Raw genomic sequence first — 14,551 nt, forward strand, 5'->3', positions numbered from 1 at the left:
AATAGAGGTTACACCTTTTCTTTAATTAATACTTTAATAGGCTGATTATTTTCATCATAAACAATAATTGATTTTGGGGTATGATGGGTGGGCTTATGTTTCATTAACGCTTGTTGTTTAGAAACAAGAAATTGATAATAGGTTAAATCTGCTGCTATTTTATTAACACGATAAGCTTGATAATTTTTATTAGCGATTTTCCAATCAATCACGTCATGACCCGGAATATATTCTTTTTCTTCGTCCAAATAGATAACAGGTCGATTCACAGTAATGATATTCGCCATATTAAATAAGGCATGGGCAACACCACAGGGGATCACTAATTCAATATTGGGTGCCGGATCAAAAACCATTTCATCTTCATAAAATAGCGTAGGCGAATCTTCACGCATATCCACCAGCTTAATAGTGATTTTACCCGAGGTATTTCCTAAAAAAGTTAAATGATCTTCTTGCCCTAAATGTAATCCATAAGAGTCGAAATCATAAGCCTCCTGACCATGTTCGACTAGATACATAGGGGATTGTCGCGTTAATGGGACAATGCCACTCTCTTTGCCCGTATGCAGGGTCGCCATTTCACGAAATTCAACACCTAAAATAGTGGATGTAGGTAATGACTGTTTTTGAACATCGGCTATTTTCTCTCGCAACCTTACATTAATTTCATCGCCATTATCTAAGCGAATTTTACGAGTTTCAGAGTGTAAAAATCGATGTTGGCTTAACCACTGCTGTTGTATCTCAGCAACTCGATAGTAGACCAGCGCCGAAGCTTCTTCTGTCATCGGCTCATAGCCTTCAATCTCATTAATATCGATATCTTCCGGCAGATTTATCACATCATTATTAGGTGACCAATTTAATGTTTCATTTGCTAATTGCTCGATAGTAGGTAAAAAAAGAGAGTAGCTATTTAAGGTAAAAACATTTTCTAGATGGGAAAAAGTATGAGCAACTCCTGGGGGAATAATAAGTGTTCTTGCGGATGATGGGGTTATCTCCAAACTTAATTCTGATTTAAATGTCGGTGAGTTTTTACGACAATCAATAAATTTAGCCAGTATCTTTTGTTTTTTATCACCTAAAAAGGTGAGTGTATCTTGCTGGCCAAGATGAATGCCATACTGCCCATATTTAAATTCGCTTTTACCGTGATAAACAATATTAATAGGATAGGTTGTTGCGAAAGGAATAACATAAGACTGATGTTTTCCATTATTCACTCGCCAGCGTTTAATCCAATGTAATCCGACAATATTAATATCTTTATTAAGTTCATTAATATCCTTATTCACTATTGTCTCCTTTTATTTAAAAAGCAGCCTTACGGCTGCTTATTGATTAAAGACTGACGACTTCGATATCATAACCAAGTGACTTCGCACTTTTTAGTAACGCATCTAAGCTAGTGGTGTTTAATTTTAAATACTTATCATCAGCAGGTGCATTTTTAATACCTGCAAGATAAGCTAATTTATCTAATGCTTCTGTTGCAACAGTTTTAGTTTGTAGCATCATATCCGTAAAACGATGATTGACTATATTATGTTTTACATCTTTTGGTGGATTATTATAAAGTTGAGTAATATCGTTTAATTTGTCCATAAATTACCTTATTTCGCTATTTAATAATAAGTCGTTATCTCTTTCCTTCTTAAGCAAAACTGTTTTAACACTGAAGTTATTTTTCTGTCAATCAGCTCTACCATTAATTATTTTCATATCAATTTAGATAAAAAACGAAGTAATAATTATTTATTTAAATTTTAAAATATAAATACTACTTTTAGTAAAAATAAAAAAGCTCGATATATATCGAGCTTTTTTAATCATTATTGAGTCAGCTTTCGTAAGCCTATTACTCTTCTTCGTGGCGTTTTAGCCAATCTCCACTTTTGATTTCTCGCAACCCATCAACTGGCTTTTGATAAAGATAGATCCAAGCACTACCATAAGGTGTTGATATCAACTGGCGCTTGTAATCTTGATCATTTTTTTTCAGTTCATCAAGCTCCGTCAAAATGGAAGGCGTGATCCGATAAACTTCACATTCTATTTCACCATCACCTTCAACCACAGCAGGATAAAACCCTAAATCATAGAGTTTATACCCCGCTAATTTATACTCACCTAATAGCTGTGCGTAGGTCATCCAGTGATGGTTACCCTGATTTCGCCGTAAACTTCCATAAACAATAATTCGCATATAAATTAAAACTCAAATTGATAAAGCAGATCTATTGCCTGATTCATACCAGACACTGCTTGTAAATACAACCTGGGCATCAAGCGATAACGTAATGTTAACGTCGCTAGCGAATCAAATATACCCATCCCATACTTCACTTGTAAATCATCGGTTATCTTACCACTGACGACAACTTGTGAACTATCCCCTACACCTTGTGTATCTAACGCTAAATCAGAAATACCAAAGGTTTCGCCAATACGTCCTACGAGTTGTCCACTTTGTCCAACACCTAATCCTATTAGCATGGCTGTCATTTGTGCTGAATCAGAATCACCACTTGCTAATCCTTCCCCTCTTAACAAGTAGGATAATGCTTCTTGTTGTGTTTTGGCCGGCTCAGAGAATATTTCCACTTTCGGCTTATCCGCAAGTCCGGTGACTTTAACCCCAGCAATGACATTATCTGCCGTATTATCAGGGTTACGTATCGCTTCAATATTTAAGTATGGCTGATCAACCGGCCCTGAGAACAAGATTTGCCCTTTACGTACTTGTAAATCTTGTCCATAAGCTTTGAATTCCCCGCGTGGAATATCCACTTGACCATTTAATCCCAACCCTTGCTTACTTTGAGCAACTTTTAATGCCCCTGTTAATCTGGCTTTCAATCCAAAGGCATCTAATGTGACATCATCGCCAATATTAATCGCCAAATTACTTTGAATAGGTATAGAAGTCTGCTTTGGTGCTATAGGTTGTAATTCTTTATCCAACATCACTTCATCAGAAGAGGCCGACACCGCAGACTCGGGTAATTCCTGCACCACGATACGAGCCCAAGGGATATCAATACGACCATCTAATTTAAGCAAATGTGGATTAGCTTCAAAAACTAAGTCTGGGTTAACATCAATACGAACCATTGGTGGTAATGACACACGCAGTTTATTGCCATTTGCAGCCACCACGGCACGCCACTCATCTAGTTTGCGCCAGTCCGCATTCCCCGTCAGATTTAAATAACCTTCCGGTGTTTCGATTCTACCGCTTAAATCAGAAGTCGCACCATTAAAGCGAATATCGACATTCCCTTTGGTAATGTCAAATGGGATCCAGTGACCAACTACTTTTAACTGGTTAATACCAAACTGCCCAAATAGCAATGGTGATTGTGCATTCCCTCCTAAACGTAGCTGTGCCCCTACACTACCTTGCGCTATTTCACCTTTACCCAAGAAAGGCTTAATCAGATCTAATGTCAGGTTATCAATATCAACCGTACCTGATAATTGACGTGTTTTTTCTAGATCAGCAACATTGGCATGGCCTTTAAAGTCACCATTACCGGCAATACTAATTAACCATTGCAAGGTCGCTTTACCATTATTGATGCCCGCATTTAACGTAACTGCATCAAAATCAATAGGTAATACCGTACCATCGACATTTTGTTTTACACCAACGCCCTGACCTTTAAGGTTAACTGACGCTTTAGGTAATCCGCCTTTCGCATTCCAAGTTGCCGTTGCATCTCCCGTAAAGACACCGCGTAGCGCAGTTTCAGGAGGTAAGAATGGTTTTATCATGGCTAAATCAAAACGTGTTAACGTGATTGCCGCACTACCACTCTCACCTACAGTGATCTCTTTAGGTACACACAGTTGTGCATTAGGATTTACCCAGCAATGTGAACCAATCGTCACTTGCTGTTTTTCCGCTAATAAATTTAGCGCCATCGCTTTATTTAAACGCCATTCGCCTACAGGCGTATCAAATGCGGTATTGTTAAGTGTGCCTTGCCACTGCTGTTTTTCTTTATCAAACGAGCCGGCTAATGTCAGGCCACCCGATACGGGTTCCCCATCCATTTTCAAGGTAAGCTTATGCTGTTTTTCTGTCCCGGCCGCATCTAGCGTTAATTGACGAATAATCAAATCAGCCTGTTTTAACTGACGTGCCGTAATTGCCAGTTTGCCACTGATCACGTCATCTGACTGAATGTCACCTTTAACGACAACTGACTCAACACTGAGCTGATCTTGCCATTTGATCCCTTGCGCATTGATATCAGCAATAATTTTCGGCTTATTAATATCACCGCGAACATTCACTTTCCCTTTAATAACGCCCGCTAACCCCGGCACTAAACCATTTAACCCCGGAGCATTGATGTTCGCATCAAGCGCCCACTGCTCACCTAAGTGCCCCGCAATATCGAGATTATTTTTACCTAGAATTAAGGTTAATTGAGGAATATTCCATTGCCCCGAATCATTACCATAGGCGTTTCCTCGCGCCTTAATAAGATTATTTTTTAAATTACCATCTAAGGTAATTTCAGGCACTCGTAGTTGCCAACTTCCTCCATACAGGCTACCCGTTGTAGCAATACGTCCATCTAATTTCGCTGGCATATCAGGATATTGTTTAGCTGTATTAATACCAGAGATAGTCAATAATGCATTCCAGCTAATCGCCTTACTCCAATCTGCCACACCGGTAATATCCGCATGACCTTGTAATGCAGCTAAACGCAAACGAGTGAGTGCTATTTTCTCTTCATTCCCTTTAGCGTCTAGGGTCAACTTGGCTGGCGGGATCTCTTGTCCTTCAATATTAGAACGTAATGAAAGATCATAATTATCCGTCTGCCCATTAAGACGTAGTCGAGTATCATTAAGTTGATACTGCACATCTCCCGTTAAAGGCCAGCGCACTTTTTGGCTCTCTAAGGTTAATTTTAGTGGAAGATGTGCTTTAGCGAGCTCAGCTTGTGCATCAAGGCTTGCGGTAACAGTTCCTGTTAAAGAGAGTGCGAGTTTTAATTCATCAAGTATCGCACCTTGTAAGGACAGTGTCGCTTGCTGATCTTTAAACTCTTCCAATCCTGCCATCTCACGAAGCATCGCTTGCATATCTAGATTAACCGGCCACTGTTTATCCAGTGTAATTTGACCGTTTAAACTGACTTTGCCTTCTGGCGCATCAATACTGAGCCTAGTGAGATTAACCTGTTGACCTTGCGTATTGGCTTGAAAAGAGAGTTGATTAATAGTCACAGGCGTATCACCACTAACTTGTAACTGTTTACCTTCTATCCCCTCCACATTGATATCAACAGGAATAATAATTTCGGGTAACTGCGCTAATAAAGGCTTGGCGAAAATTGTCTTAATAGTGTCAGCTAGTGCCTGCTCTTGCTCTTGCGGTGTTTTAGGCTCCGCTTGAGGCGTCGTTGCTGCAACTTCTTTTACATCTTGCGCCATGGCGGCAACACTACCGTCTTCGGGTGTTTTCGGTAACGCCACCAACAAATCATTAATGACTGTCGGTTTTAAGGTAACTTGACGCCCTTCCCATTGTGCTGCCGTAGTAAACTCATTGAGTGATAGGGCCATATCATCAATTTGTACACGCGTATTGGCTAATGAGAGAGAGTTTAAATAGATAGGTAAAGGGGCATTAAGCTCAGTTAAAGGCTCAGAAGGGGGTGTTTCTTGTGCTGGAGGGAGTGCACTGGTATCTACATTGACGATAACATCACGTGTGCCTAAGGCCTCAACACACAGTTGTTTGTCCTTCAAGCAGCTTAAATTTAAGCCTAGTGATAACTCCCCCACATTGACGTCTACACCCGGCATTTGATACTCAACACCCGTTAAACGTAAATCTTGCCAACCGCCATTAACACTATTAATGGTTAAACCTGGCACCCAACGAGCTGCACTATTAATGGCAAAATGTAGCCCTGATTGCGTCCCTAAAATCCATGCAAGAGCACCTAAAACCAGTAAAATGATGATAAGTAGCGTTAGTGTTATCCTTTTCAACCACTTCATCATAACTCAGCTCCTAACCCAATATAAAACTGTAACTTACGCTCTTCACCACTATTGACTGGAACGGCTAAATCAAACTTTACAGGCCCTACTGGAGATGCCCAACGAACCCCCGCACCCGCACCTGTTTTAAAATCACTTTTCGTAAAATCGTTAACGGCTTCACCACTATCAACAAATACAGCTCCCCACCAATTTCCAGTTACGTTATATTGGTATTCAGCAGATCCCGTTAGCATTCTTGATGCCCCTGTTAATTTACCTTTGCTATCTTCCGGTGAAATACTTTGGTATTTATAACCCCTAATACTTCTATCGCCACCAGCAAAGAAACGTAATTCGGGTGGTACTTTCTCAAATTGATTCGTTTCAATCCAGCCAAACGTCCCTCTGACCACAAAACGGTGGCCTTCCCAAGGTGTGCGTATCCACACTTGCTGAGCTTGTAGGGCGAGAAATTCAACATCAGATCCCCATATTTTATTGGAATAATCGACTGAATAACGTTGGCTATCCCCCCAATAAGGCATCATGCCACCCCGTTGGCGTACGCGACTTGCATTCGCACCAGGATAAAGCAACATGGTTGTATTGGTCACATCACCTTGGGTAAAGTGGCTCAGACTCCAGCGGGTATTAATACTGTATTGCCATCCCGTTGACATATCCCAGTTACGAGAAACGTTCAGTGTGGTGGTATCCGAACGAGTATCATTTAAATCTGTACGTTTATAGCCGCCTTGAATGCCATAATATTGTTCTAATGGGTTAACTTTTAATGGAATTTTATAATTAGCACCAATAGATTGCTCAGGCTTAGAAATACTCATATTCGATGTTAAACTATGGCCCCTAGAATTTATCCAAGGTTTATCCCACTGCATATTTAATCGAGGTCCGACATCTGTGGCAAAACCGCCCCCTAGCTCCATATAGTTACGTGAGCGAGGGGTAACAACGGCATCCATTGGTAGCAAATAATTGCCTTCACTACGTGCTTTAGCGATATTAGGTGTGACAACCGCCGAATTAAACCATCCTGTGGCAGCTAAGCGTCGATTAAACTCTGCCAAATCTTCAGAAGAGTAATATTCCCCTTCTTTAAAAGGCACAATATTTTGTAGGTAGTCTTCACGAATTTGTGAGCCAGTATAATTCACTTTACCAAAACGGTAACGTTCACCACTATTAAAGACAAAATCCCAATAAGAGGCGTGATTATCTAAAGAGACACCGAGCTGGCTTTTTTCCATATCTGCATCAAAGTAACCACGACGAATAGCAAGCCCTGTTAACGAACCTTTTAATTTTTCATATTCGGCATGATTTAACACACTATCAAGAGGGGGTGTGTTTTCTTTAATCACTTTGGCATATTGCTCATCTGTTTTAGCTCCCCCTTCCAGTACAATATTGACCCCTTTTAACAGTACGGGAATACCAAGCTCAACCTTTGCTGTTAATACAGGGCGTGTCGGAGGGGTATTTTCTTGATAAGAGAAAGTGACCGTAGGCTGATAATAACCTAAAGGCCGTAGGCCCTCTTTAATTGCCTTTTCAACACGCGCACGAAAACGCCCGTCTGGTGCAACTTCTTCTGTTGTTATGTTTGATAGCTGGACTCGTACATTCTTTTCGAGTTGCCCTTCTAAACCTTCTACTTTTAAACGTAAATTTGCCCCATAAGCAAAAGACGTTATAGAAGACAGACAGAGAACGTAGATAACGGAGTATCTCGGCACGTTTTCTCCTCAATATTATTTATATCATTCGGTAATTGACGACAAATAGTTTTAAGCTTTATTGTAGATTTAGTTTATAACAATATTAAACCTTTACCATAGTAAAGCGTTTACAAATATAAAATTTGGAGTTTACCTTGCAACATAAAGCTTATCATCCTGAGCATGCCGTAATCGGCAGCACAACGCCATTAGAAATTTCTGCTAATCATGCCGTCAATGGGCATTCTATCCGTGAGATCCCAGAAAATATGCAAATTGCTTATTTTGCCATGGGCTGCTTTTGGGGCGTTGAACGCCTATTTTGGCAACAACCCGGTGTTTATAGCACAAGTGCCGGTTATAGCGGTGGTGTAACAGAAAATCCCACCTATGAGCAAGTTTGCCAAGGCCGTACCGGTCATGCAGAGGTCGTTCGTGTGGTATTTGATCCGACCCTTATCAGCTATCAACAATTATTGGCTATTTTTTGGGAGAATCATGACCCTTCCCAAGGTATGCGCCAAGGTAATGATATTGGTAGCCAATATCGCTCGGCCATTTATACCCTAACCCCAGAGCAATATGCACAAGCTATTGAGTCAAAACAACGTTATCAACAAGCTATCAATAGTGAAGGGGCACATAAAGAGATCACCACTGAAATACAACCTGCCGGACCTTTCTATTTTGCTGAAGATTATCATCAGCAATACCTATTTAAAAACCCTCAAGGTTATTGTGGACTTGGTGGCATTGGTATCTGTTTTCCACCGGCAAACTAACACTAGCAGAAAATAGCAGGGCGATGATATAATTACGCCCTCTTATCTATCTTTGTGTCTATTTTTATAAAATAGTCTATCACAATATATTGATTTATCTTCGATTATTAACACTCAAGTATTACCCTCTGGATTTAATACTCTGGGTGATGTGAGCCTTATATGCTTAATAGTTTACTCATTGTGCTTTTGCTGTGTGCCATTAGCGCCTTTTTTTCGCTGTCTGAAATATCACTGGCGGCCTCCCGTCGTATTAAACTCAAACAGTTGGTTGACGAAGGGAATATCAACGCCGCTCGTGTATTAAAAATGCAAGAAACCCCCGGTATGTTTTTTACCGTGGTACAAATTGGTCTTAACGCCGTTGCCATTTTGGCGGGTATTGTCGGTGAATCTGCTTTTTCCCCCGCATTAAAAGATCTCTTTTCCCGCTTTTTAGAAGTACCTCTCGCGCAACAATTAGGATCGGTCTGTTCATTTATTATCGTCACATCGATGTTTATTCTGCTTGCCGATTTAACTCCTAAACGTATCGGCATGATCAAGCCAGAAGTCATTGCACTGAAAATTGTTAATCCTATGCGTTTTTGTCTCGCCTTATTCCGCCCTTTAGTTTGGTTGTTTAATGGCATGGCAGATCTTATCTTTAAACTATTTAAAATCCCGATGGTAAGAAATGAAGATATTACATCTGATGATATCTTTGCGATTGTCGAAGCCGGTGCCGTAGCGGGGGTATTACGTAAACAAGAGCACGAATTAATTGAAAATGTCTTTGAATTAGAATCACGTACCGTACCATCAGCCATGACACCACGTGAAGATGTTGTCTACTTTGATCGCGAAGAGACAGAAGAAGATATTAAGCATAAAATTGCCACTCAGCCCCACTCTAAATTCTTAGTTTGTGAAGGGGATATAGACCATATTATTGGTTATGTAGATTCAAAAGAGCTACTCAACCGTGTGATCAATGGGCAAAGTCTTAACCTCAAAGAAGGTGTGCATATCCGTAAAGCCCTTATTATTCCGGATACCTTAACTTTATCTGACATGCTAGAAAGCTTTAAAACCTCAGGGGAAGATTTTGCCATTATTCTCAATGAATATGCGATGGTGATGGGCGTTATCACCTTAAATGACGTGATGACCACTTTAATGGGCGATCTGATTGGCCCGGGCCAAGAAGAGCAAATCGTCAGTCGTGATGAGCATTCATGGTTGGTTGAAGGTGGAACACCTATTGATGATGTTATGCGGGCATTAGATATTGATGATTTCCCGGATTCTAGCAATTACGAAACCATTGCTGGGTTTATGATGTTCCGTTTGCGTAAGATCCCCAAACGTACTGACTATGTGAAGTTTGCAGGTTATAAATTTGAAGTGGTGGATATTGATAACTATAAAATTGATCAACTGCTTGTCACTAAAATTGATGATATTCCGCCAGTAAAACCGGTTTTGCAAGAAGCAATACCTGCTCCTCAAACAACGGCAGAAGTGCCTTTTGAGCACGAAGAGCATAAAGCCTAAATCAACTGGTAACAAACTGAAATTAATAACTGAGTCTTATCGTAAAAGCACAAGATATAGACTCAGTTATCTATCAGATAAAAGTTAGCCCATTTCAGCTTTGAGTAAAACCACCTGCTGGTTAACTTCACTCATCACATTAAAATGCAGCTTATCTTTTATTTTCGGCAATAAAATTTTACCGTAATCGAACTCAAATGCGCCCATTCCTTTGATATAAAACCGTCCACGAAATAACGTCTTAACGTAGAGAGCAATTTTTTCTGGGTTATAGCGATTGAAGATCTTCATCTTTCAGTTAGTCTCCCATGCTCAGTTGTGAATTTAATCAGTCATAAAGACCGATCTTTATATACCAAATTTAAAGACCTAATTATAAGTACTAGGTTCCATTTATTTAAATTTCTTATCTATTTTTACACTTATTGACAGTAAAGAAGATAAGTCGAGACTGTGAATACTTTATCTTACACCCTATATGTTAAAAAAATGTATCAACAATGAGGTATTATTCTTTTTTAGCCTCTATGCTTAAATAGCCGATAAAGTCGAATTTAATAATAGGACAATAACGATGCACAAAATAACCTTGGCTGCACTTTTGCTTAGCACATCTACATGGGTATTTGCCCATAATATTACTGAAGAAACTCTCCTACCGGCGATCTCTGTGAGTGACAAAGGGGAGCTTCTTTATGATGGTGCCAAAGATAAATTTAGCTATCAAAATTGGAATAGCGGACTACTTAGTGGCAAAGTACGCACAATTCAACATATCGCTGGACGCAGTAAGGCTAAAGAGATGAATGCGCCACTGATTGAAGCCATCAAACAAGCCAAATTTCCACAAAATAGTTATCAGACAACCACTATCATCAATACTGATGATGCTATCTTTGGTACTGGGCCTTTTGTTCGCGGTAGTGTTGAAGACAGTAAAAAAGAGTTTCCTTGGTCACAATTTATTGTTGATGCTGATGGTGTAGCGCAAAAAGGTTGGGGACTAGAAAAAGAGAGTTCAGCAATTATTGTGCTGGATAAACAAGGAAAAGTTCGTTTTGTCAAAGAAGGTGTATTAAGTGGTGCAGAAATAACTTCCGCCATTAACCTTATCAATGACTTAATTAAAGAATAGTATTTAAATCATCTGTATCGGAGCCCTTTAAACTTAAGGGCTCTGCTCTCGTTAACATTAGAAAATAGAAACTCTAAAACCAGGATTTATCAGTGATTCTCTCGGTGAATAATCAAGTGTCACCCCTTTCCAATCGGTAACATGTGCCCCTGCGGCTATCGCAATAGCGTGTCCTGCTGCAGTATCCCATGTATGAGTAGGTCCAAAACGAGGATAAAGCTGAGCTTTTCCTTCTGCCACTAGACAAAATTTTAATGAAGATCCAACAGCCACCGTTTGGTGCTCACCCAATTGCGATAAATATTCTTTTAATTCATCATCTTGATGAGAACGACTAATAACAATCACGGGGGGTTCAGCACGGCTGACTTTTATTGGTAAACGCTGACCACAGGTTTCTTTCCATGCCTGTTTATTGGCTGCTGAGTAGAGAATATTTTGTACTGGTGCATACACAACGCCTAATACCGGCACACCCTGTTCAATCAACGCAATATTAACCGTAAACTCACCATTTTTATTGATAAACTCTTTGGTACCATCGAGGGGATCAATCAGCCAATAACGTTGCCAATGACGACGTTCTTCCCACGCAGGAGGATCTTCTTCAGATAATTGAGGAATATCTGGCGCAATACTGGCAAGTCCTTGCTTAATAATTTGATGGGCGGCTAAATCTGCCGCAGTAACCGGTGAATGGTCACTCTTTTCCTGTACTTCAATTGGCGCTGATTGTTGATAAATTTGCATTATCGCCTGACCCGCTTGGCGGGCTAATTCGCTGACTTGTTCTAACATAATGCACCTCACTTATTTTTATAAGAATGGTACTCACTCTTATAAAAATCAATTATCTTGCACTCTCTTTACTCTAGTATAGAGACAAAAATAGCCGGAAAAAACCGGCTATAGTGTTATTTTTTGCAGAAGAAGAAATTATAAAATTTCTAATAGTTCTACTTCGAAAACTAATGTTGCAAAAGGAGGAATAGCCGCCCCCGCACCACGTTCACCATAAGCTAATTGGTAAGGAATATATAATTCCCATTTAGAACCTACTGGCATCAAAGTTAATGCTTCAATCCATCCTGCAATCACACCATTAACAGGGAATTCTGCTGGCTGACCACGCTGTACTGAGCTATCAAATACCGTACCATCGATTAAACGACCAGTATAATGCACACGAACATGATCAGTACGAGCTGGAATAGCGCCATCTCCTGCTTTCAGTACTTTGTACTGTAAACCAGATTCAGTAACCTGCACGCCTTCTTTTTTTACATTTTCTGCTAAGAATACTTTGCCTGCTTCTGCCAGTGCCGCTTGACGCTCTTGACGAACAGCTTCAGCACGCTCATGCATAGTACGTAAAGCATTGTGTAACGTTTCAACAGGTACAGAAGGAGTATTGCCTTCTAACGCGTCAGTCAAGCCGGCAAGCAGTGCTGCTGGCTCTAATCCTTGGAGACCTGATTCAGTCAGTTGTTGACCGACTTGCAGACCAATACCGTAACTTGCCTGCGATTCAATAGAATCAAATGATGGTTTTGACATGAAAAAATACCTGTTTTTATGAAAGTTAGTGCCAAGAATAACAGTGGTAAGCTAGAGCGTAAACCTCCCGTCTTGGCTAATCGCGATTATTCGTCGAAAACGCGATCAATTTGCGCTATTTGTCATGGATTTTGACCTTTCTTGACGATATTTTTCAGACTTTTTTTCACAAGCCTCTCACACAAGCATATAATTAAAGACAAGGTAGCTCTGTTAACCCAGCGCTCAATATCAATATATATGTTCAGAGAGGTACGAAGTGAAAATAACTGACAATCCCTATTTCCGTGAACAAGGATATATTGACGGTATTTGGTGTGATGCAAAAAGCAAAGACACGGTTGAAGTGATTGATCCTGCAACAAATCAGCCCATTGGTACTGTGCCAAATATGGCAACAGAAGAAGCCAAAGCGGCTGTTGATGCAGCCGCCAAAGCATTACCGACATGGCGTGCGTTAACCGCACATCAAAGAAGCACTTTACTGCAACGCTGGTTCCAACTGATACAGGATAACAAGCGTCAACTTGCAGAACTGATGACGTTTGAACAAGGTAAACCCGTGGCCGAAGCGGAAGGCGAAATCACCTACGCAGCCTCATTTATTGAGTGGTTTGCTGAGCAAGGTAAAAGAACCAACGGTGAAATTATCCCCTCCCCTTCATCAGATAAGCGGCTTATGGTGATCAAACAAGGGATTGGTGTTTGTGCGGCTATCACACCTTGGAACTTCCCTGCTGCCATGATCACCCGTAAAGCAGCCCCAGCATTAGCAGCTGGGTGTACTATGGTGATAAAACCTGCCAACGAAACCCCCTATACAGCCCTTGCGTTAGCTGAATTAGCCGCGCAAGCAGGAATACCTGCCGGTGTTATTAATATTGTCACCGGTGATGCAGTTAAAATCGGTGAAGTGTTCACATCAGACAACCGCGTGCGTAAATTGAGTTTTACTGGCTCTACAGGGGTTGGCCGTTTATTAATGCGCCAATGTGCTGACAGTGTGAAAAAAGTCTCACTGGAGCTAGGGGGAAATGCGCCATTTATTGTCTTTAATGACGCCGATATTGAGAAAGCGGTTGCAGGTGCTATGGGGGCGAAATTCCGTAATGCCGGACAAACTTGCGTGTGTGCAAATCGTTTTTATATCCATAAAGATGTATATCAACAATTTAGTGAACGCTTTGTTGTTGAGGTTAAAAAACTAAAAGTCGGTAATGGCTTTACCGAAGGCGTGACTATTGGGCCTCTTATTAATCATAAGGCGGTAGAAAAATCACAATCACTCCTTGCTGATACCTTACAACGCGGTGCGACACTGCTATGTGGTGGTGAAAAAGATAAAGCAGGTGAAAATTTCTTTCAGCCTACCGTGGTCGGTAATGTGCCTGCTGATAGTCATATTCTTGAAGAAGAGATCTTTGGCCCCGTGGCACCTTTAGTCATTTTTGACAATGAAGAAGAAGTAGTACATCTAGCCAATAATACCATCTATGGCTTAGCCGCTTATTTCTACAGTGAAGATCCTCAACGTATTTGGCGTGTGGCTGAAAATCTAGAATATGGCATGGTCGGTATTAACACAGGTCTAATTTCCAATGAAGTGGCTCCTTTCGGTGGTATAAAGCAGTCTGGCTTAGGTCGTGAAGGCTCTGAGCATGGTATTGAGGACTATATGGAAATGAAATACCTCTGCCAAGGCCTGTAAACGAGGCCACTGATTAACAGTAAAAGTCATCGCAAGGACGCGATTGCTTTTTGCAACCATTATCTCTTATTAA

The 14,551-nt window shown here is 40.6% G+C and carries 12 protein-coding genes; 4 read left to right on the forward strand and 8 right to left on the reverse strand.

Annotated elements, in window-relative coordinates:
* Positions 1–8: 8 nt before the first annotated feature.
* From HMPREF0693_RS14500 to tamA, 5 genes are all read right to left on the reverse strand, one after another.
* On the reverse strand, positions 9–1,301 hold the full coding sequence (locus HMPREF0693_RS14500) for a dTDP-4-dehydrorhamnose 3,5-epimerase family protein (RefSeq protein ID WP_004246262.1): 1,293 nt from the start codon (positions 1,299–1,301) through the stop codon (positions 9–11).
* Between the two features lie 46 nt (positions 1,302–1,347).
* Positions 1,348–1,611, reverse strand: coding sequence for a hypothetical protein (locus HMPREF0693_RS14505; protein WP_004246263.1), 264 nt, complete (start codon positions 1,609–1,611; stop codon positions 1,348–1,350).
* 253 nt (positions 1,612–1,864) lie between these two features.
* Entirely contained in the window at positions 1,865–2,212 is a 348-nt protein-coding gene (locus tag HMPREF0693_RS14510; RefSeq protein WP_004246264.1) for a gamma-glutamylcyclotransferase family protein, read from the reverse strand.
* 5 nt (positions 2,213–2,217) lie between these two features.
* Entirely contained in the window at positions 2,218–6,039 is a 3,822-nt protein-coding gene (gene tamB, locus HMPREF0693_RS14515) for an autotransporter assembly complex protein TamB (protein ID WP_004246265.1), read from the reverse strand.
* Positions 6,036–7,778: an autotransporter assembly complex protein TamA gene (tamA, locus tag HMPREF0693_RS14520; protein WP_004246266.1), complete on the reverse strand. Its 1,743-nt coding sequence runs from the start codon at positions 7,776–7,778 to the stop codon at positions 6,036–6,038. Before tamA ends, tamB begins: the two co-directional genes overlap by 4 nt.
* A 137-nt stretch (positions 7,779–7,915) precedes the next feature.
* Here tamA and msrA point away from each other — a divergent pair, with 137 nt between their 5' ends.
* Both msrA and paeA read left to right on the forward strand, forming a co-directional pair.
* The gene (gene msrA, locus HMPREF0693_RS14525) at positions 7,916–8,542 is read left to right on the forward strand and encodes a peptide-methionine (S)-S-oxide reductase MsrA (RefSeq protein WP_004249614.1); all 627 of its coding nucleotides are present in this window, start codon (positions 7,916–7,918) and stop codon (positions 8,540–8,542) included.
* Between the two features lie 162 nt (positions 8,543–8,704).
* A complete protein-coding gene (gene paeA / locus HMPREF0693_RS14530; RefSeq protein ID WP_004246269.1) occupies positions 8,705–10,078 on the forward strand; it encodes a polyamine export protein PaeA in 1,374 nt (457 codons plus the stop codon).
* A gap of 84 nt (positions 10,079–10,162) precedes the next feature.
* Here the strand turns inward: paeA and HMPREF0693_RS14535 are convergent, their stop codons facing one another.
* Positions 10,163–10,369 carry a DUF1107 domain-containing protein gene (locus HMPREF0693_RS14535; protein ID WP_004246270.1) on the reverse strand — a complete coding sequence of 69 codons (207 nt, stop codon included), beginning with the start codon at positions 10,367–10,369 and terminating at the stop codon, positions 10,163–10,165.
* A 283-nt stretch (positions 10,370–10,652) separates the two neighbouring features.
* On the opposite strand from HMPREF0693_RS14535, the gene HMPREF0693_RS14540 reads away from it, so the two are divergent.
* Positions 10,653–11,213, forward strand: a complete 561-nt coding sequence (locus tag HMPREF0693_RS14540) for a YtfJ family protein (RefSeq protein ID WP_004246271.1) — start codon at positions 10,653–10,655, stop codon at positions 11,211–11,213.
* A 57-nt stretch (positions 11,214–11,270) separates the two neighbouring features.
* Here the strand turns inward: HMPREF0693_RS14540 and cysQ are convergent, their stop codons facing one another.
* Positions 11,271–12,011, reverse strand: a complete 741-nt coding sequence (cysQ, locus tag HMPREF0693_RS14545; RefSeq protein WP_004246272.1) for a 3'(2'),5'-bisphosphate nucleotidase CysQ — start codon at positions 12,009–12,011, stop codon at positions 11,271–11,273.
* A 138-nt stretch (positions 12,012–12,149) separates the two neighbouring features.
* Positions 12,150–12,770 carry a BamJ family beta-barrel-assembly machinery protein gene (bamJ, locus tag HMPREF0693_RS14550; RefSeq protein ID WP_004246273.1) on the reverse strand — a complete coding sequence of 207 codons (621 nt, stop codon included), beginning with the start codon at positions 12,768–12,770 and terminating at the stop codon, positions 12,150–12,152.
* Positions 12,771–13,029: 259 nt separating this feature from the next.
* Between bamJ and HMPREF0693_RS14555 the strand changes: the two genes are divergently transcribed.
* Positions 13,030–14,478: an NAD-dependent succinate-semialdehyde dehydrogenase gene (locus HMPREF0693_RS14555; RefSeq protein WP_004246274.1), complete on the forward strand. Its 1,449-nt coding sequence runs from the start codon at positions 13,030–13,032 to the stop codon at positions 14,476–14,478.
* Positions 14,479–14,551: the final 73 nt, after the last annotated feature.

This window comes from Proteus mirabilis ATCC 29906 (assembly GCF_000160755.1).
Classification (GTDB): Bacteria; Pseudomonadota; Gammaproteobacteria; order Enterobacterales; family Enterobacteriaceae; genus Proteus; species Proteus mirabilis.